The organism is Paenibacillus sp. GCM10012306, assembly GCF_042649265.1.
GTDB lineage: Bacteria > Bacillota > Bacilli > Paenibacillales > Paenibacillaceae > Paenibacillus_AQ.
The window spans coordinates 225975-244229 of sequence record NZ_JBHRYW010000007.1; the positions used below are offsets into that span (position 1 = coordinate 225975).

Genomic DNA, 18255 nt, shown 5'->3' on the forward strand with positions numbered 1-18255 from the left:
GTCTAAACAAAAACTGAACAAAACGTAGACTAGTCACTAAAAATACAAACAAGAGGGCTCAATGAGACAAAAGCAACAAAAAAACCGCCCCGGCAATAGAATAATCTCTATTGTCGGGACGGTCTGTCAGGCAATCGCTTTATATAGTTTATAATGTAGCGCGGTCGCGCTCCGTATAGGTCTTACGCTTCTCGATCAGCTTGTTAAGCGCATCCAGATAAGCCCGGGCGCTGGCTTCCAGAATATCGGTGCTAAGACCTCTGCCCTGTGCCGCAACTATGCCCTGTGTCAACACCACATGAACCTCACCCTGTGCATCTTTACCCCGGCTGACAGATTTAATAGAATAATCACTCAAGGTGACTTCTTCTCCCGTAGCCGAATCGATAGCATTGTAGATCGCATCTACGGAACCGTTACCTTCAGCAGAAGCAGTAATATGCTGCTCCTCAGGACCATTGATAACGACCTTGGCTGTTGGTGTGGCTTCATTACCGTAGGTGACATAAATCGTCTGCAAGCGGAAGGTTTCAGGTGTCTTCGCAAGCTTCTCTTCAAGCAGAGCCAAAATATCCTCGTCGGACACTTCCTTCTTCTTATCCGCCAGATCTTTGAACTTGCCAAACGCAGTGTTCAACTCTTCATCCGGCAGATCGTAACCAAGATCATTCAGCTTGTCGCGGAACGCGTGGCGACCGGAATGCTTGCCGAGCACCAGCTTGCTTTCCTTGAGACCAATGGTCTCCGGCGTCATAATCTCGTAAGTCGTCTTCTCCTTCAGCATACCGTCCTGGTGAATGCCTGATTCATGCGCGAACGCATTCGCACCCACAATTGCTTTGTTACCTGGAACAACCATACCGGTCAGTTTGCTGACCAAGCGACTGGTACGGGAGATCTCGGACAGCACGAGAGAAGTCTTTGCTCCGAAAAATTCACTCCGCGTCTCCAACGCAAGCGCGACCTCTTCAATAGCCGTATTCCCGGCGCGTTCGCCGATACCGTTGATGGTACCTTCAATCTGGTCTGCACCATTCTGAATTGCTGCAAGAGTATTGGCCGTAGCCATGCCAAGATCATTATGGCAGTGCGCGCTGAGCTGCACCCGCTCGATATCAGGCACATTTTCTTTCAAATATTTGAAGATCGCTCCGTATTCCGAAGGGTTCAAATAACCGACTGTATCCGGAATATTAACCACATTCGCTCCTTCACGTACCGCCATGCTCACAACTTCAACGAGGAAATCATATTCGGTACGGCCAGCATCCTCAAGTGAGAATTCCAGCTTGGGAAAATACTTCTTCGCATAACGAATCGCTGCCTGCGCAGTCTCCAGTACCTGAGACTTTTCCATCCGCAGCTTATGCTGCCGGTGGATAGGTGAGGTTGCCAGGAAAAGGTGGATGCAAGGGTCCTGCGCACCCTTCAAGGCTTCTTTTACCGCGTCAATATCTGCTTCTCTTGAGCGGGACAACCCGATCACTGTCGCATTCTTAACGGCTCTGGCTACCGCGTTGACTGCCGCCAGATCACCCGGCGAGGCAGCTGGAAAGCCCGCTTCCATGCGGTCAATCCCAAGCTTTTCAAGCTGATGAGCGATTTCCACTTTTTCAAGCGTGTTCAGGTTCACACCCGGCGACTGCTCTCCATCGCGCAGTGTCGTATCGAACACATAAATTTTCCGCATGCGGAGCACCTCCTGAAAATTGGGCTAAAACCCTCAAATGCGGCTCGTTGGTGGACGGCCGCATCTGGGGATTACCATATAGACTTCAAAGTTATCTTATTTATATGTGCTTATTTCTTGATCCAGTGCATCATTTCACGCAATTGTCCGCCTACTACTTCGATTGGATGAGCAGCTTCGTTGCGGCGAGTTGCAGTCAGGAACGCACGGCCGGATTGGTTCTCCAAGATGAAGTCACGAGCAAATTTACCTTGTTGGATATCGCTCAGAACAGCCTTCATAGCTTTCTTAGTTTCATCAGTTACAACGCGAGGACCTGTTACATAGTCGCCGTATTCAGCAGTGTTACTGATGGAATCACGCATTGTAGCCAATCCTCCTTCATAGATCAGGTCTACGATCAGCTTCAACTCATGCAAGCACTCGAAGTAAGCCATCTCAGGAGCATAACCAGCTTCAGTCAGTGTTTCAAAACCGGCTTTGATCAGAGCGGATACGCCGCCGCAAAGTACAGCTTGCTCACCGAACAGATCGGTTTCAGTTTCTTCACGGAAGGAAGTTTCGATAACGCCTGCACGAGTACAGCCGATACCTTTTGCATACGCCAGACCGATAGCTTGCGCTTGTCCGGTAGCGTCTTGATGGATTGCGATCAGGCCAGGAACACCGAAGCCTTCTACATAAGTACGGCGAACCATGTGACCTGGGGATTTAGGAGCTACGAGCAGCACGTCTGCATCCTTAGGTGCTACGATTTGGCCAAAATGTACGTTGAAGCCGTGGGAGAACATCAGTGCTGCACCTTTTTTAAGGTTTGGTTCAATTTCGTTCTTATATACGGATGCTTGTGTTTCGTCTGGCATCAGAATTTGCACGACATCAGCACGGGATACTGCTTCCGCTACTGGCAATACTTCGAAACCGTCGTTCTTAGCTGCTTCAAAGGATTTACCTTCACGCAGGCCGATGACAACTTGAAGACCGCTATCACGAAGGTTTTGTGCTTGGGCATGCCCTTGGCTACCATAACCGATTACCGCAATTGTCTTCCCTTTTAATACGCTAAGTTCTGCATCTTGTTCATAGTAAACTGTCACTGCCATTGTCAATATCCTCCTTTAAATTGGACCCATCGTAAAGAGCGGGTGCTTCAAGAGCATCTGCCTGAAGGACTCTCAAAGCTGCTCCTCAAGCCCCCGCTCTTTAGCGGGCATGTCGTTATTTCGTATTCTCGTTATACCGTTATATCACATCTCGTTAAAGCAACCAAGCAGTAATTCGCTAAAGCCGTAAAATACAGCCTTTAGGCGTTGCCACGAATCATGGCTGTGACTCCTGTGCGCGATAGCTCTTTAATGCCGTAAGGCTTGAGCAGTTCAATCATGGCATCGATTTTCTCGGTGTCACCCACGACCTGTACGAGGAGACTAGTGCTGCCAATATCAACAACAGCGGCCCGGAAAGTCTCCACCACGCCCATGATTTCTGGGCGCTCCGATGGCTCTGCCTTCACCTTGATCAAGGCAAGCTCTCTCGCTACCATTGGTTTGGAGCTGAGGTCCACAACCTTGATGACATCAATCAGCTTGTAAAGCTGCTTCTCGATCTGTTCCAAAGTGCTAGCGTCACCCCAGGTAACGATAACCATCCGGGAGAGTCCTTCTTCTTCAGACTGCCCCACAGTAATGCTCTCAATATTATAGCCCCGACGCCCGAACAAACCAGATACCCGCTGCAGTACGCCTGGTTGGTCATTCACCAGTACAGCAATCGTATGTTTCATCACTGTTATTCATCCCCCATCAGCATTTGATCGATGGTAGAGCCTTGGGTAACCATTGGATAGACATTCTCGTCCTTAGGAACTACGAATTCTACCAATACTGGACCCGGTGTATCCATCGCTTCCTGCCATGCCGCTCTTGCTTCTTCCTTGTTGGTTGCCCGGAGGCCTTTCACACCATATGCTTCAGCCAGCTTGACGAAGTTCGGGCTGCCTGCCAGATCCGTATAGCTGTAACGCTTCTCATAGATGAGGTTCTGCCACTGACGAACCATACCGAGCACCTCATTATTGATGACTACAATTTTGACCGGAATATTGTGAATGGCGCAAATTGCAAGTTCCTGAGAACACATCTGCATACCACCGTCTCCGTTAATAGATACGACTAGACGTTCCGGGTGCGCCATTTGCGCGCCGATCGCGGACGGGAATCCGAAGCCCATCGTTCCAAGACCGCCGGAGGTGATCCATGAGCGTGGATGATTGAACTTGTAGTACTGTGCCGCCCACATTTGGTGTTGACCAACATCCGTTGTGACAATCGCTTCACCTTTAGTGGTGTCGTTGATCATCTCGATAACCCATTGCGGCTTCAATTCCGTCTCGGAATCATTATAGCGCAGTGGCTTCTCCTGCTTCCACTGAGCGATCTGTGCTCTCCAGGCATCTGCCTTAACTGCGCGTCCTACCTCTGGATTCAGCATTTCCAGAACGGTCTTCACATCTCCTACGATTGGAATGTCAGGCGTTACGTTCTTACCGATCTCTGCCGGGTCAATGTCAATGTGTACAATTTTGGCTTTTGGCGCGAAACCGTCCAGCTTTCCTGTTACACGATCGTCGAACCGGGCACCGATATTGATGAGCAGATCACTCTGCTGGATGGCGTTATTGGCAGTGTAGGTGCCGTGCATTCCCGGCATCCCCATCCACAGGTCTTCTCCGCTTGGGAAACAACCTAGGCCCAGCAATGTCGTCGTGATTGGAATTTCAGTACGTTTAACAAATTCCAACATCTCTTCATGCGCTCCGGAGTAAATAACTCCGCCACCTGCAATGATAATTGGGCGCTCAGCTTCCGAGATAGCTTTCACGAGCTTATCAAGCTGCAGCTTGTTAGGTACAGTTCGCGGGTTATATCCACGAAGGTTGACACCCTGCACTGGAGTAAACAGCGTTTTCGCTGCCGATACATCCTTCGGAATGTCGATAAGGACAGGACCTTTACGACCTGTATTGGCTACATGGAACGCTTCGTGAATCACACGTGGCAGATCCTCGACATCACGCACCAGGTAGCTGTGCTTCGTGATTGGCATTGTAATACCAGTAATGTCTGCCTCTTGGAACGCATCCGTACCAATTAAGCTGGAGAATACGTTACCTGTAATGACAACCAATGGTACAGAGTCCATAAACGCGGTCGCGATACCTGTTACCAGGTTAGTTGCTCCTGGTCCCGAGGTGGCGATACAGACACCAGGCTTGCCGCTTGCTCTAGCATACCCGTCCGCTGCGTGGATGGCGCCTTGCTCGTGACGAGTAAGGATGTGATTGAAATCTTTAAAGCCGTGCAGCGCGTCGTAGATGTACAATACTGCACCACCAGGATATCCAAATACGGTATCAACACCTTCGAGTACAAGACTGCGAAGCAGAATCTCCGATCCGGTAATGATCTCCGGCTGTTTCCATTTCTCACGTAACTCATCTGTCGACCGCAATTTCGGTATTTGCGCGCTCATCAGTCTTCCTCCTTCGATGTTTAACGTTCAGTATTCAAAAATGACGGACCGTCAATTTAACAACAACTTTAGTTAGGGGCGGCGTTCTTTAACAACAAAAAAACCTTCCGCCTCCCACACGCAAATTAAGCGTGTGAGGGACGAAAGGTTGATCTTCCGTGGTACCACCCATGTTTGCATTCATCTCGCGATGATATGCCTTATCAGGTATACAAAAATCCATCGATGTAGGCAGGGCCCAATCTTTGTAACCTGAAGTCCCTAACGCGGACCAAACGATTCCCCCTAATAATTCCACCGCTCTTACTGATGGACCTTTCAGGAAAACAGCTCCGAGGTGAGCTCGTATATAAGGGATTTCGGTGGAGGTTGCAGCAAATCCTCACACTCTCTGAGCAAAAGAGCCCTTAAAACTTCGTCCTCATCATTGCCGATACATGTATGCTCGTTAAAATGTTTAGACACATTATATGATTCCTCACACGGATTAGTCAATACCCATATTTTTAAAAAACTTTCTCGTCCCCTTCACCCTTACGGAACGCTTCCCCCTCCTACTGTCATATGATGGTACGACAATGCGTGGAAAGGGGGCGCCATATGATCCGTTACCGCAGACCGAAACAGGACGATGCTGTCATCCTCGACTTGATCGAGAAGCAGCTCGTCCCATTATCCCATCTGCCACAGAAAATGATTTCCCAGGTACGAAAAGATTTGCCCCGCCGGATAGGTCACGGTGTGACGCTTGTTGCCTGCACCGATTACGAGAGTGATCCGCTGGGGTTTGTCCACTTTATGCTGCACGGGGATCTGCTTTATATCGACATGCTGGCCATCACACCCGCCGCTCGGCGCAAACGCTGGGGGAATCTGCTCATGGATCGGGCAGAGCGATTTGCACTATCACGCGGGTGCCAGCGGGCCAAGTTATCGGTAGATTCCGGTAATACAGCCGGCCTTACCTTCTATCGTAAGCTGGGCTACAAGACGACCCGTTATCATAAACAGGGGTACATCTATGAGATGGAAAAACAATTATCTTAAAACCCATGCGGCTATATCCACTTAGTAAAATCCATAAGGATAAGGTGCTCCACCGTACCCGTATCCAGGACCGTAGCCGCCATATCCATATCCGCCACCATAAGGTACGCCGCCGTATCCGCCATATCCATATGGAGCCGTCCCTACAGCGAGCAAATCAAACAGCACCAGCGGAATCAATGCCTTCGTTTGCACTTTTTTGCCACTAGAACGCTGCAATATCAAACGATTTCCGGAAATGCGGACCAATTTTCCTGATACCTTCGTTCCATCTTTTTTGACCGCTACGATATGTTTGCCAACCAGCTTCATGACCTGCTTCTTGGTGACCGCTTGTGCCATAATATCCCTCCTCAAATGTTGTACGAAACCCATCCCTTCGAATGTTCTTCGCATTCAATTGGCTCTGCTCTTGTCAGTCCTTTGCTTACATCTTCAAAACAGTGTATTCGCTGGATAATACGCCTGCCTGTTCATCCGCCTGTTCTGCTAAATTTACTTTCAGGTATGGAAACAAAAAAAGCCGCATTCCCGGAAATACCGAAAATGCGGCTTGAACTATATTTGCCTAACCTGTTACTCTGATCTAGCGTTTACTTGGATCGTACGGTTGCCCCAAAGCCTTAGGAGCTGACGAACGTCCTACAGTACTTACAAGCACGATAATCGTCAGCACATAAGGAATCATAAAGATAAATTCCTGAGGAATGTTCTTGGACCATTCGAACAATTGTACGTAGTTGCGGATCGCTTGAGAGAAGCCAAAGAATACGGCCGCACCAAAAGCACCGAGCGGGTTCCACTTTCCGAAGATCATCGCTGCAATAGCGATAAAGCCTTGACCCGAAATCGTATTATGGGCAAAGGTGCCCGTTGTCGTCAATGTAATCGTGGCGCCGCCAATACCAGCGAGCATACCACTCATCATTACGCCAATATAACGCATTTTGTTTACATTAACACCCAGCGTATCCGCAGCACTCGGATGTTCACCCACAGCTCGCAAACGAAGACCAAACGGCGTCTTGAAGAGTACCAGGTAAACAATGATCACCAGCACAATGGCAAGATAAGTCGTCGGATAGGAATTGAAGATTCCTTCTCCGATAACCGGAATTTTGGACAGACCTGGAATAGCAAACTTGCTGAAACCATCCAATAATGGAGTCTCTCCCGAGCCTTCAAACAATAGCTTTACCATATAAAGCGTACTGCCTGCCGCCAAGAAGTTGATCACCGTACCACTGATGGTCTGATCTGCTTTGAACGTAATCGAGGCAACGGCGTGAATTAATGAACCGATAATCCCCACTGCCATCGCAGACAGCACCCCTACCCAGGGCGCCAATTCACCCATGCCGGCTTCTTGGGCGTAATATCCCCCTACAGCAGCGGCAAAAGCACCAAACATCATCAAACCTTCAAGCCCAATGTTAACTACACCGGAGCGTTCCGAGAAGATGCCGCCGAGGGAGGCGAAAATGAGCGCTGTGGAAAATACAAGCGTCGTATTGAGCAACTGGCCTAATAGCGTCAGCACATCCATCTATAACACCTTCTCTTTCTTGCGCTTGAAGTAAAATGGTTTGAGTACCCAGCGCACAATACCTTGTGCAGCAATGAAGAAAATAATCGAACCGATAACGATACGGATCAGTTCAGGCGGTACATCCGCACCAAAACTCATACCTGCTGCACCGTAGGTCAGCGTACCATACAATATCGCTGCCAAAATGACACCGAACGGATGGGTCAAACCAAGCAGTGCTACCGCAATACCGTCGAAGCCATAGCCCGGCGAACCTGCGAAGACAGATTGGTAGTGGAATACACCAAGGACTTCACCTGCTCCGGCTAGACCCGCGAATACCCCACTAATAAACATCGCTTTGATGACATTTCGGCCGACATTCATCCCGGCATACTCTGCAGCATGTGGATTAAGACCTACCGCACGCATTTCGTATCCTTGCTTTGTTTTCCATAGATAAACATAGAAGAAGACGGCGGCTGCTAACGCAATGGCTGTTCCCCAGTGGAGACGGGCATTGTCGAAGAAAGAATTAAGGAAGGTCATAGAGAGCGAAGCTGGGATATCTTCCGAACGGTTCTGACCCGGAATTAACAAGAAGGTTCTAACGATATAATTCGCAAAGAACAATGCGATCCAGTTCAACATAATGGTCGTGATAACTTCGTTAATCCCACGTTTAGCCTTAAGGTAACCGGCAAAACCGGCCCAAATACCGCCGCAGAGTCCAGCAGCAATCACAGCGAGTGGAACAAGCAGGAAGGATGGCAGAGCAGCCAGCTTAATGCCGACTACCGATGCCGCTGTCATCCCAATCAGAACTTGTCCGTCCGCACCGATGTTGAACATCCCTGAACGGAAGGCAAAAGCTACGGCAAGTCCGGTCAGCATAAGCGGTGTCATCTCACGGATGGCTTCCCCGATGTCATACGTGCTGCCGAATACGCGTTTGAACAGCGCAGAGTATGCTGCAATCGGATCATATCCTCCCGCTAGCATGACAATAGCGCCGACCAGGAATCCAAGGATAATCGCGACAAGAGGAATAATATAGCTGTCCGTCGCAAAGATTTTTCTAAGCTTATTCAACCGTCTTCCCTCCCCGCTTCAAGCTACCCGCCATCATCAGACCCAGTTCCTGGTCATTTGTGTCCTGCGGATACACTTCGCCGACAATCTGTCCTTCATAAATAACGGCAATTCTGTCGGATACGTTCATAATTTCGTCCAGCTCAAAGGAAATGAGCAGAACAGCTTTGCCTTGATCACGCTGAGCGATAAGCTGCTTTTGCACAAATTCAATCGCACCCACATCAAGACCACGGGTTGGCTGAGCCGCGATGAGCAATGTCGGATTTTTATCTATTTCCCGCGCAATAATCGCTTTTTGCTGATTTCCCCCGGACAAGGAACGAGCCTTCGTCTCCAGAGAAGGTGTCCGCACGTCGAATTGCTGGATAAGCTCTCCTGCATGCTTATTAATAATGTCATAATTCAAGAATCCACTTTGGTTATATGGCTTCTTATAGTAAGTTTCCAGCACCATGTTCTCACTCATCGAGAAATCAAGGACAAGACCATGTTTATGACGGTCCTCCGGTATATGGGAGACATTCTTCTCGGTAACTTTACGCGGGGAGAGGTTCGCAATCTCCTGGCCTTCCATACTAATGGAACCGGAATCAATCCTACGCAGACCGGTGATCGCCTGGATTAACTCACTCTGTCCGTTGCCGTCGACACCAGCAATACCCAGAATCTCTCCTGCTTTAACTTCAAAGCTAAGTCCATTCAATACAGGCACGCCGTCCTTGTTCTTGCTGTTGACATTATCAAGCTTCAGTACGGCTGAACCGATCTCTGGAGGCTTCTTGTCCACTTTAAAGGTTACCCCGCGTCCTACCATTTTCTCGGCCAGTTCATTAGGGTTAGTCTCAGAAGTCTTGACGGTATCAATAACTTTTCCGCGACGGATAATGGTAACCCGATCAGAGATCTGCATGATTTCCTTAAGCTTATGAGTAATCAGAATAATGGATTTACCTTCAGCAACGAGTCGCTTCATGATGTCCATCAGTTCTTTAATCTCCTGCGGTGTAAGTACAGCAGTTGGCTCGTCAAATATGAGAATATCCGCTCCGCGATACAGGGTCTTCATAATTTCAACCCGCTGCTGCATGCCTACAGAAATATCATGGATTTTGGCATTTGGATTGACTTGAAGTCCATACTGCTCAGACAGTTTCCGAACCTGCTCCGCAGCGGATTTATAGTCGATTTTAAGACCTTTTTTCGGTTCCATGCCAAGAACAATATTCTCGGTTACCGTAAAAGGATCTACTAGCTTGAAATGTTGGTGAACCATACCGATACCAAGCTCAATGGCTTTATTCGGACTATCGATCATCACCGGTTTCCCGTCAATCTCAATACTGCCTTCATCTGGTTGATACAGCCCAAATACGATGTTCATCAAAGTGGACTTCCCTGCACCATTCTCACCGAGCAATGCGTGGATTTCCCCTTTTTCAAGAGTCAGGCTGATGGAATCGTTGGCGACAATACCAGGAAAACGTTTTGTGATTTGCTTCAACTCTACGACTGGAGCCGCAGCACTCATGGAATCACCCTCATCACAGAATATAATACAACGGAGTAAAAACTCTCTTAAGAAAGCGATTTATCGCCCCATCCAGGACGTCATCACTGCCTACCTACTTACAAATTAACGCCTTAACCAAAGAACAAGGCCAGCTGTATAACCGGCCTTGCTCCCTTGTACTATTGTGTAATACACGAAAAAGTGAGGCAGTATTACTCAGCAGGAACTGTGATCTTTCCGTCGATGATTTGTTGCTTGTACTCATCTACTTTAGCCAGAATTTCCGGACTTACGTTAGCCTTCGAAGTTTCAGGAAGACCTACGCCATCGTCTTTCAAGCCAAGATTGGTAACTGTACCACCTTTGAAGGTACCATCGATTACTTGCTCAGATACTTTCTTAACCGCTTGGTCTACACGTTTGATCATGGAAGTCAGGGTTACATCATCACCAAATTCCAGAGATTGGTCTTTATCTACACCGATAACCCATACTTTACTTCCGCCCGATTTGTTGCGGGATTTAGCTTCGTTGAACACACCAGTTCCTGTTGCACCAGCAGCAGGGAAGATAATGTCCGCGCCAGAGTCATACAATGTAGCTGCCAAGGACTTACCAGTATCAGGCTTATCATAAGCACCAGCATAAGTAATTTTCACATCAGCATTTGGGTTAACCGCGAGTACACCTGCTTTGAAGCCAACTTCAAAACGTTTGATAACCGGGCTTTCCATACCGCCAACAAAAGCTACTTTGTTAGTTTTAGTTGTTAGACCTGCAACAACACCCACCAAGAAAGAACCTTCGTTCTCAGCAAAAGTAACGGATTCAACGTTAGGAGCATCTACAACGCTGTCGATGATTGCCAGGTTGGCGTTAGGGTTTTCTCCAGCTACTACTTTAATAGCATCGCCAAGGTCAAAACCGATACCCCATGTCAGGTTGTATCCACCCTTTACGAATTGGTTCAAGTTCGGCTGATAGTCTGCATTAGATTTACTTTGCAAGTATTTAACCTCTACACCTTTTTCCTTCTGAAGGGCTTGCAGCGCTTCCCAAGTGGATTGGTTAAAGGATTTGTCGTTAACTCCGCCTACGTCAGTAACCATACCGATCTTAACATCGGATTTAGGAGCGGCTTCTCCACCGTTTGCTGCATTAGTGCCGGCGTTATTACTTTTTCCGCAGCCAGACAAGATTACTGTTAGAGAAAGCATCGTAACGAGAGACAGCTTGAAAACCTTTTTCATTGATAGTGATCCCCCTTAATAAATTGGTCGTCCTCTGTGTTTCTAATTGGACATCCATTAGCTCAAATTATACCCGCAAAAAATGCTAAAATCCAGTCTATTAATGACCGAAGGTCAATAATAATTTGTCTTTTCGACTCAAGAAAGCGCTATCCCTGTCATAATATGTAACAAAAGCATACAAAACACGTTAGATAAGTCGAAACATCTGCAGCAGCTTCCGCTTTCTTCTTTTTAATATTATTGCACAGAATCGCAATTTCTATTATTATGAGTGCTTACAAAGCAGGAAAGGAAGTTTCAGAAAATGAGTGAAAACAAAGAAATCCCAGCGGCGGCTCCCGCCTTCAAATACTGCCGGGAATCCCGCGTATTCAAAACCGGACGAGTCTTCCCTAATGATGTCAATAATCACAAAACATTATTCGGCGGCAAGCTGATGAGCGGAATAGACGAAGTTGCTTCTATCTCAGCCATGCGGCATTGCCGGATCAACGTCGTCACCGCTTCCACCGATTCTGTGGATTTCCTGCGCCCGATCGAGCCCAGCGATTCCGTATGCTTCGAATCCTTCGTCTCCTGGACCGGACGCACCAGTATTGAGGTATTCGTAAAAATTATCGCAGAGAACCTCTACACTGGCGAACGTGCTGTTGCAGCGACCTCTTTCCTGACATTTGTAGCTATTGGCGAGGACGGACGGCCAGCTGCAGTACCGACAGTCATTCCTGAGACCGATGAAGAGAAGTTGATCAGCGAGTCAGCTGAAGAACGCGCCGAGCTACGGAAAGTCAGACGGGGTATTAGCAAAAAGCTTGCTCTTCAGCTTAACACCACCAAATACTGGGAATAGATAATTGCCGCGATAAAAAGCCCCAACGCAAGATCGTTGTTAAGGCTCGGTCTTAGTCAAAAATTCCGGAAGAACTCTCTCATCCCACAAAAAAGCACCGCCTGCGGGTTCCCCGTATAGCGGTGCTTTTCGGTTATATTACAACACTTACGCGTTGATTTTCTCTTTGGCTACAACTGCCAGCGAGTTGAATGCGTTGATATCATTCACAGCCAGATCAGCCAGCATCTTGCGGTTTACTTCTACGCCAGCCAGTTTCAGGCCGTGTACAAGTTTGCTGTAAGACAAACCGTTCAAACGAGCTGCAGCATTGATACGAACGATCCACAGTCTGCGGAAGTTACGTTTAGTTTGACGACGGTCGCGGTATGCGTAAACCATCGATTTCATTACTTGTTCTTTAGCTGTTTTGAAAATGCGGTGTTTGGAACCGAAATAACCTTTTGCCAACTTCAATACTTTTTTATGTTTACGACGAACGACGAATCCGCCTTTAACTCTTGCCATATTAATAAACCTCCCAAAAATGTGTAGTAAATATTACAAATTACCCAATTGTTGTTTCAAACGTCTTACATCCCCAGGGGCCATAACAGGGTTCGTTCCCAATACGCGCTTAGCACGTTTGGATTTGTGGGACAACAAGTGATTTCTGTGTGCTTTGTAACGTGTTACTTTACCAGTTCCGGTAATTTTGAAGCGGCCTTTAAGGCTGCTGTGTGTTTTCATTTTAGGCATTGTGTTTCCTCCTTGAATATTATGTGGTCCCCATTGCTGAGCAAAGGGTTCCGGAGTTATTGAGGCTTAGGAGCCAAAATCATGATCATGCTGCGGCCTTCCAACTTAGGCAGGCGTTCCACAACAGAGATCTCAGCAACTTCATTCTTAACGCGTTCCAGGATCTTCTGGCCGATATTGGCATGTGTAATCTCACGTCCGCGGAAACGAACCGAGCACTTCACCTTATCGCCTTCGTTCAGGAATTTAACCACATTGCGGAACTTGGTTTGATAATCATGTTCCTCAATGTTGGCACGGAACCAGACTTCCTTGATATCAACGATCTTCTGGTTCTTACGCGCTTCCTTCTCTTTCTTCTGCGTTTCATAACGGAACTTGCCGTAATCCATGATGCGGCATACCGGCGGTTTCGCCTGTGGCGCTACGTTGACTAAATCCAGATTAAGATCGATCGCCATTTGCAGTGCCTCGCGGATCGGTTTAATTCCGATTTGCTCACCTTCCGCACCTACCAACCGAACCTCTTTGGCCCGAATTTCATCATTGATCATATGTTCCTTACTGATAACTCTCCACCTCCGGATCTTGTTAACGATAAACTTCAGCACAACTTCATAAAAAAGGGATGCCGGTAACTCCCGACACCCCTGTTTGATCAACGTTCATGAACATTAACATTCATAAAGCATTGAGATCAAAACCAGCTAGCATAATGCCAGTCAGGTGAGAAGCCGGTGCTTCTTCTTGCAATCTCTATGTTTTTCACACTTAAATACTATACACTGTTGTCTATATGAATGTCAACAGGTTTTCGACTTTTTACAAAAAAACATCAGCAAACCACTATCCCTGCTTGCTTTGCACTTCCTCCAGCCTTACGACACGCGTATGCTTGGTGTGGCTCCATTGCTTGTTGTTCTGCGTGAAGAACGCATAGAACGTAATCGGATACCACGAGATCAAGTAGATTGGGAACAGAAGCAAATATGCATATACCTTCTTGAACTTGACCTTCTCTAAGATCATCGCCAAGAAGAACGTAAGCAGGTTCCCTCCTATAGCCACAAAGCCCAGCCATAATGGAAGGTGTCCATAAATATTAGCAATGTTCGGTCCGTTAAAGAAGGCATTGTCGATCCACATGACCGCTGTCATCAGGAATGTAAGCAGCACAATATATACGTTTGCCCCATAAAGGGCGAGGTCAAACTTCGTCAGACTGCGTTCCTTAATACTCTGCCACAGCAGCGGGAAGAAATAACGACGGGCCACCGTGAAGTGTCCCTGCATCCAGCGTAGGCGTTGTCTTGAGGAGGCCTTGAAGGTCAATGGTTTCTCATCGAAGACCTTGGCGTCATAGTTGAACTTCGGATATACACCCTTCGAAGCGCTGCGCATGGTGAACTCCAGATCCTCAACCAGACTTGTGGCTCCCCAACCCATTTCCTTCAGCAGCTTGGTCTCAAAGCACATGCCGGTGCCACCAAGGAAATTCGCCATGCCCAGGTTGTGACGGGAGAGCTGCCATAGACGGTTGATGTACCAGTAAGATACACCGTAAGCGGCCGTAATCCATGAATCTTCTGGATTCTTCGTATCAATGTAGCCCTGAATCACTCGTGCCCCTGAACAGAGATCATTGTTCATTTCCATCAAGAACTCGGTGTGCGCCAGGTTATCGGCATCGAACATCACGACGGCGTCATACTGACGCTGCATGCCCCACAGTTCCTTGAGCATCCATTCAATCGCATAGCCCTTACCTCGCAGATTGGCATTGGTACGGACGCAGGCATTCATGCCGTGCTCCCGAACAATCCGGGCCGTCCCATCCGTACAATTGTCACAAATCACGAATACATCGTACAGCTCCGGCGGATAATTAAGCTGTTTCAGGTTTTCCATCAGTGCGCCAACTACTTCTTCTTCATTGTGCGCCGCAACAAGTACTGCAAACGATTTTTCCGGCTTGAACTGCTCTTTTCTTTTTTTCTTTTGCAGTCCGAACAGCGAGAACGAAAACTGGTAAATCGCGATCGCCGCCAAGATCACTTGGAGCGTAACAAACAGTGCGTCTGTCATGACCTTTTTTAATGCCCCCTTTTTTTCACTCATGGTGTTCTTTTTCTCTCTGGCTTGTAAAACGTTCTTTCTGACCCTTTTGTTGCATCCCTTACAAAATAGACTACAAGCATTCACTTATTGTTGGCAGGGTCCTGGTTTTTTATATCTTCCGCGCTAAAGGATTGTTCGGATTCCCTGAGGTGAAACCCATTTTTCTCTGTTACCTTTTAAACACGTTCGGCCTGCTTGAATCATTGTAAGGCGTAAGGGTATCCCAAGTCAAAACTGGCAATTTTCGCGCAAAGCTGAGCTTTTTCTTGAATGGGCTCCCTTAAAAAAGTATGATAAAGACGGCTTCACTTTTTAAGAACGGATTGCCGCATCAATGCTAAACCGATAGCCGGACTAGCGGAGGGACAACGATTATGAGACATTTATTCATGAAACTGCATCTCTGGGAGCGGCGTCTTTTTCAATGGATTAACGGCCGGATGCATAACCGGTTTTTGAACTTCTGGCTTTACCATCTCACGCATCTGGGTGGAGCAACCCTCGCAATCGGCACTAATCTGCTGATTTGGGCCTTCGCTCCCCAGCCATGGAGAACAACGGCGATACAGGCGCTAGCTTCGCTGGCTGTCAGTCATGTGCCCGTGGCTATCGCCAAGAAGCTGTATCCGCGCAGGCGCCCCTATCTGGCCCTTCCGGGTACACGGACGTTTCGCAACCCGCTTAAGGATCATTCTTTTCCATCAGGTCATACTACTGCTATCTTTGCTTGGCTCGTTCCTTATATGGCAGCCTTTCCGCCGCTCGCCTTTGTGTTGCTTCCGTTAGGATGCACTGTCGGATTCTCACGGATGTACCTGGGCCTGCATTATCCGTCCGATGTGCTTGCAGGTGCTGTAATAGGTACCGGAGTTGCTGCCGGCACAATTGCCTTATGGTCCTGAACAGGGTAGGCTAGAATATTAGAATCCCTTTTGAGAACAGGTGAACTATACATTGCGCAAAAAAAGAGTGCTTTTGCTGTCGGAAGGCTTTGGCGCAGGTCATACGCAGGCAGCCTATGCGCTGTCCAGCAGCCTGCGCAAGCTGTCGCCCAATGTTCAAACGAAGGTGCTTGAATTAGGGAACTTTCTAAATCCTAAAATGGCACCTCTTATCGTATCTGCTTACCGGAAGACGGTGACCACTCAGCCACGGCTGATGGGGTATGTCTACCGTCATCAGAAATCATTTAACCGCCTTACCACGCTTGCCCTGCATCGCATTTTTTATACCCATACCAAAAATATTATGAAGCAGTTGCAGCCGGATATCATCGTATGCACCCACTTTATTCCCAGTGCAGTGATCTCCCGCCTGAAGCGGCTGGACCCGGATTTTAAAGTTCCGCTCTGCACTGTCATCACCGATTACGATGCGCATGCCAGCTGGATCAGTCCACATGTGGACCGTTATTTCGTCTCTACGCCGGAGGTGAAATCCAAGCTGCTTCGCCGCGGAGTCGCCTCTGCCAGTATACAGGTTACGGGAATGCCGGTGCACCCCAATTTCTGGGAGCATCCTGGCAGAGCGGAGATTCTGGAGCAATTCGGTCTTCATGATAAGCCAACGGTGATGGTGATGGGAGGCGGCTGGGGGATGATGAACGACGAGACGGTCAATCATTTCTTGGCAGGGTATCGGGAGCAGATCCAAATCGTATTTTGTCTTGGTCAGAACGAGAAGCTTCTGGAGGAAATGCGCAGAAACCCGGTGTATAACCACCCTAATATTCGCCTCCTCGGGTTCACGCGTGAGGTCGACAAGCTGATGGAGGTATCTGATCTGCTCGTCACCAAGCCAGGCGGCATGACTTGTAGTGAAGGCCTAGCCAAAGGCATTCCGATGCTCTTCCATCATCCCTTGCCCGGACAGGAGGAAGAGAATTGTCGTTATTTCACGGCGGCCGGGTTCGGCGAGCCCATTGAGTCTCTCGATGTTGTCGTCAAATGGATGGAGCGCCTGTTGAACAACTATGAGGATATGCAGAACAAGCGGAAGCACCATTTGGAACGAATCGCCCGCTACCATCCCTTGCAGAGTGCCCAAAGCATTCTCGATATGCTGGAGTAAAAGCAAACAGCGGCCCTCAGGGCCGAAATAAAAGCCGGCAAGTCCTTCGTGAATACGGAGGCTTGCCGGCTTTTAACTGATAACATTATAGTCTGTACTTGTCCATCCGGGTGGCCTGATAACGTGCCAGCGCCTCTGAACCCACAATGGCTTCGCAGCGATGAATATTGACTCCCCGTCCGTAGAACTTCGTCTCATATTCTGTCATCACATGCTCTTCATTGATCACACCGTCCGTATGCAGATCAAGTGAAATGTTCTTCATTTGCAACCCGAAATCCGCAAAAGAATTCAGCGAGAACTCGAACAAACTTCTGGAATCCGTCTTCAAATGAATCTCGCCCAGAGGGCTCAGCAGGCCACGATATTTGTCGAGAAAACGCGGATGCGTTAGACGACGACGGGCATGCTTGCTCTTCGGCCAAGGGTCACTGAAGTTCAGGTAGATGCGTTCTAGCTCCTCCGGAGCAAACACTTCTTCCGCATAGTCGATATTGGCAAGCGCCAGCTTCAGGTTAGGCGGGGTCTCATGACCTTGCGGCTCCCATACAGCTCTCGCTTTTTCTCCGGCACGGCGGATCAATTCATCGTACATGTCCACACCGATAAAGTTGATATCGGGATATTTGGAGCTCATTTGGCTGATAAACTGCCCTTTGCCCATTCCAAATTCGACATGAATCGGATGGTCATTCCCGAACAAGGCAGCCCATTGCCCTTTATGGCTACGGGGGTCGAGGACAACCAGATCAGCCTGGCCCTCGAGACTTTCACGTATTCCTTTTCTTCCACGTAAACGCATGCGTATTCCTCCGCTTATCGAAT

18 protein-coding genes are annotated in these 18255 nt (G+C 48.2%); 4 read left to right on the plus strand and 14 right to left on the minus strand.

What is annotated here, in order from left to right:
* Positions 1-148 precede the first annotated feature (148 nt).
* The 4 genes from ACFORK_RS16910 to ilvB all read right to left on the minus strand — a co-directional run bounded on the left by ACFORK_RS16910 (position 149) and on the right by ilvB (position 5221).
* Positions 149-1690: a 2-isopropylmalate synthase gene (locus tag ACFORK_RS16910; RefSeq protein WP_379200955.1), complete on the minus strand. Its 1542-nt coding sequence runs from the start codon at positions 1688-1690 to the stop codon at positions 149-151.
* A gap of 110 nt (positions 1691-1800) precedes the next feature.
* Positions 1801-2793 (minus strand): ketol-acid reductoisomerase, encoded by a 993-nt coding sequence (gene ilvC, locus ACFORK_RS16915; protein WP_379200957.1) that lies wholly within the window; start codon positions 2791-2793, stop codon positions 1801-1803.
* A 200-nt stretch (positions 2794-2993) separates the two neighbouring features.
* On the minus strand, positions 2994-3473 hold the full coding sequence (gene ilvN, locus ACFORK_RS16920) for an acetolactate synthase small subunit (RefSeq protein WP_175370017.1): 480 nt from the start codon (positions 3471-3473) through the stop codon (positions 2994-2996).
* Positions 3474-3478: 5 nt separating this feature from the next.
* Positions 3479-5221 carry a biosynthetic-type acetolactate synthase large subunit gene (gene ilvB, locus ACFORK_RS16925; protein WP_379200959.1) on the minus strand — a complete coding sequence of 581 codons (1743 nt, stop codon included), beginning with the start codon at positions 5219-5221 and terminating at the stop codon, positions 3479-3481.
* Between the two features lie 600 nt (positions 5222-5821).
* Here ilvB and ACFORK_RS16930 point away from each other — a divergent pair.
* Positions 5822-6268: a GNAT family N-acetyltransferase gene (locus tag ACFORK_RS16930; protein ID WP_379200961.1), complete on the plus strand. Its 447-nt coding sequence runs from the start codon at positions 5822-5824 to the stop codon at positions 6266-6268.
* A gap of 21 nt (positions 6269-6289) precedes the next feature.
* Here the strand turns inward: ACFORK_RS16930 and ACFORK_RS16935 are convergent, their stop codons facing one another.
* From ACFORK_RS16935 to ACFORK_RS16955, 5 genes are all read right to left on the minus strand, one after another.
* Positions 6290-6610, minus strand: a complete 321-nt coding sequence (locus ACFORK_RS16935; protein WP_379200963.1) for a hypothetical protein — start codon at positions 6608-6610, stop codon at positions 6290-6292.
* A 244-nt stretch (positions 6611-6854) separates the two neighbouring features.
* On the minus strand, positions 6855-7814 hold the full coding sequence (locus ACFORK_RS16940) for an ABC transporter permease (RefSeq protein WP_379200965.1): 960 nt from the start codon (positions 7812-7814) through the stop codon (positions 6855-6857).
* Entirely contained in the window at positions 7815-8888 is a 1074-nt protein-coding gene (locus tag ACFORK_RS16945; protein ID WP_379200967.1) for an ABC transporter permease, read from the minus strand.
* Positions 8881-10419, minus strand: a complete 1539-nt coding sequence (locus ACFORK_RS16950) for an ABC transporter ATP-binding protein (RefSeq protein ID WP_379200969.1) — start codon at positions 10417-10419, stop codon at positions 8881-8883. The genes ACFORK_RS16945 and ACFORK_RS16950 overlap by 8 nt, the downstream gene beginning before the upstream one ends.
* 194 nt (positions 10420-10613) lie before the next feature.
* A complete protein-coding gene (locus ACFORK_RS16955) occupies positions 10614-11651 on the minus strand; it encodes a BMP family lipoprotein (protein ID WP_379200972.1) in 1038 nt (345 codons plus the stop codon).
* A 307-nt stretch (positions 11652-11958) separates the two neighbouring features.
* On the opposite strand from ACFORK_RS16955, the gene ACFORK_RS16960 reads away from it, so the two are divergent.
* On the plus strand, positions 11959-12504 hold the full coding sequence (locus ACFORK_RS16960) for an acyl-CoA thioesterase (protein WP_379200974.1): 546 nt from the start codon (positions 11959-11961) through the stop codon (positions 12502-12504).
* A 147-nt stretch (positions 12505-12651) separates the two neighbouring features.
* On the opposite strand, the gene rplT is transcribed toward ACFORK_RS16960, so the two are convergent.
* From rplT to ACFORK_RS16980, 4 genes are all read right to left on the minus strand, one after another.
* Positions 12652-13011, minus strand: coding sequence for a 50S ribosomal protein L20 (gene rplT / locus ACFORK_RS16965; protein WP_379200976.1), 360 nt, complete (start codon positions 13009-13011; stop codon positions 12652-12654).
* Between the two features lie 33 nt (positions 13012-13044).
* Positions 13045-13242: a 50S ribosomal protein L35 gene (gene rpmI / locus ACFORK_RS16970; RefSeq protein ID WP_066373235.1), complete on the minus strand. Its 198-nt coding sequence runs from the start codon at positions 13240-13242 to the stop codon at positions 13045-13047.
* A 56-nt stretch (positions 13243-13298) separates the two neighbouring features.
* Positions 13299-13796 (minus strand): translation initiation factor IF-3, encoded by a 498-nt coding sequence (gene infC / locus ACFORK_RS16975; protein ID WP_379200979.1) that lies wholly within the window; start codon positions 13794-13796, stop codon positions 13299-13301.
* Between the two features lie 292 nt (positions 13797-14088).
* Positions 14089-15327, minus strand: coding sequence for a glycosyltransferase family 2 protein (locus ACFORK_RS16980; RefSeq protein ID WP_379201252.1), 1239 nt, complete (start codon positions 15325-15327; stop codon positions 14089-14091).
* Positions 15328-15734: 407 nt separating this feature from the next.
* On the opposite strand from ACFORK_RS16980, the gene ACFORK_RS16985 reads away from it, so the two are divergent.
* Together ACFORK_RS16985 and ACFORK_RS16990 are read left to right on the plus strand one after the other, a co-directional pair.
* A complete protein-coding gene (locus ACFORK_RS16985) occupies positions 15735-16262 on the plus strand; it encodes a phosphatase PAP2 family protein (RefSeq protein WP_379200981.1) in 528 nt (175 codons plus the stop codon).
* 52 nt (positions 16263-16314) lie between these two features.
* The gene (locus ACFORK_RS16990; protein WP_379200983.1) at positions 16315-17430 is read left to right on the plus strand and encodes an MGDG synthase family glycosyltransferase; all 1116 of its coding nucleotides are present in this window, start codon (positions 16315-16317) and stop codon (positions 17428-17430) included.
* 85 nt (positions 17431-17515) lie between these two features.
* On the opposite strand, the gene trmB is transcribed toward ACFORK_RS16990, so the two are convergent.
* On the minus strand, positions 17516-18232 hold the full coding sequence (gene trmB, locus ACFORK_RS16995; protein ID WP_379200985.1) for a tRNA (guanosine(46)-N7)-methyltransferase TrmB: 717 nt from the start codon (positions 18230-18232) through the stop codon (positions 17516-17518).
* Positions 18233-18255: the final 23 nt, after the last annotated feature.

Bases quoted from the DNA above. Each gene is read 5' to 3' on its own strand.
- ACFORK_RS16910 (WP_379200955.1), bottom strand. From the start codon at position 1,690: ATGCGGAAAATTTATGTGTTCGATACGACACTGCGCGATGGAGAGCAG.
- ilvC (WP_379200957.1), bottom strand. From the start codon at position 2,793: ATGGCAGTGACAGTTTACTATGAACAAGATGCAGAACTTAGCGTATTA.
- ilvN (WP_175370017.1), bottom strand. From the start codon at position 3,473: ATGAAACATACGATTGCTGTACTGGTGAATGACCAACCAGGCGTACTG.
- ilvB (WP_379200959.1), bottom strand. From the start codon at position 5,221: ATGAGCGCGCAAATACCGAAATTGCGGTCGACAGATGAGTTACGTGAG.
- ACFORK_RS16930 (WP_379200961.1), top strand. From the start codon at position 5,822: ATGATCCGTTACCGCAGACCGAAACAGGACGATGCTGTCATCCTCGAC.
- ACFORK_RS16935 (WP_379200963.1), bottom strand. From the start codon at position 6,610: ATGGCACAAGCGGTCACCAAGAAGCAGGTCATGAAGCTGGTTGGCAAA.
- ACFORK_RS16940 (WP_379200965.1), bottom strand. From the start codon at position 7,814: ATGGATGTGCTGACGCTATTAGGCCAGTTGCTCAATACGACGCTTGTA.
- ACFORK_RS16950 (WP_379200969.1), bottom strand. From the start codon at position 10,419: ATGAGTGCTGCGGCTCCAGTCGTAGAGTTGAAGCAAATCACAAAACGT.
- ACFORK_RS16955 (WP_379200972.1), bottom strand. From the start codon at position 11,651: ATGAAAAAGGTTTTCAAGCTGTCTCTCGTTACGATGCTTTCTCTAACA.
- ACFORK_RS16960 (WP_379200974.1), top strand. From the start codon at position 11,959: ATGAGTGAAAACAAAGAAATCCCAGCGGCGGCTCCCGCCTTCAAATAC.
- rplT (WP_379200976.1), bottom strand. From the start codon at position 13,011: ATGGCAAGAGTTAAAGGCGGATTCGTCGTTCGTCGTAAACATAAAAAA.
- rpmI (WP_066373235.1), bottom strand. From the start codon at position 13,242: ATGCCTAAAATGAAAACACACAGCAGCCTTAAAGGCCGCTTCAAAATT.
- infC (WP_379200979.1), bottom strand. From the start codon at position 13,796: ATGATCAATGATGAAATTCGGGCCAAAGAGGTTCGGTTGGTAGGTGCG.
- ACFORK_RS16980 (WP_379201252.1), bottom strand. From the start codon at position 15,327: ATGACAGACGCACTGTTTGTTACGCTCCAAGTGATCTTGGCGGCGATC.
- ACFORK_RS16985 (WP_379200981.1), top strand. From the start codon at position 15,735: ATGAGACATTTATTCATGAAACTGCATCTCTGGGAGCGGCGTCTTTTT.
- trmB (WP_379200985.1), bottom strand. From the start codon at position 18,232: ATGCGTTTACGTGGAAGAAAAGGAATACGTGAAAGTCTCGAGGGCCAG.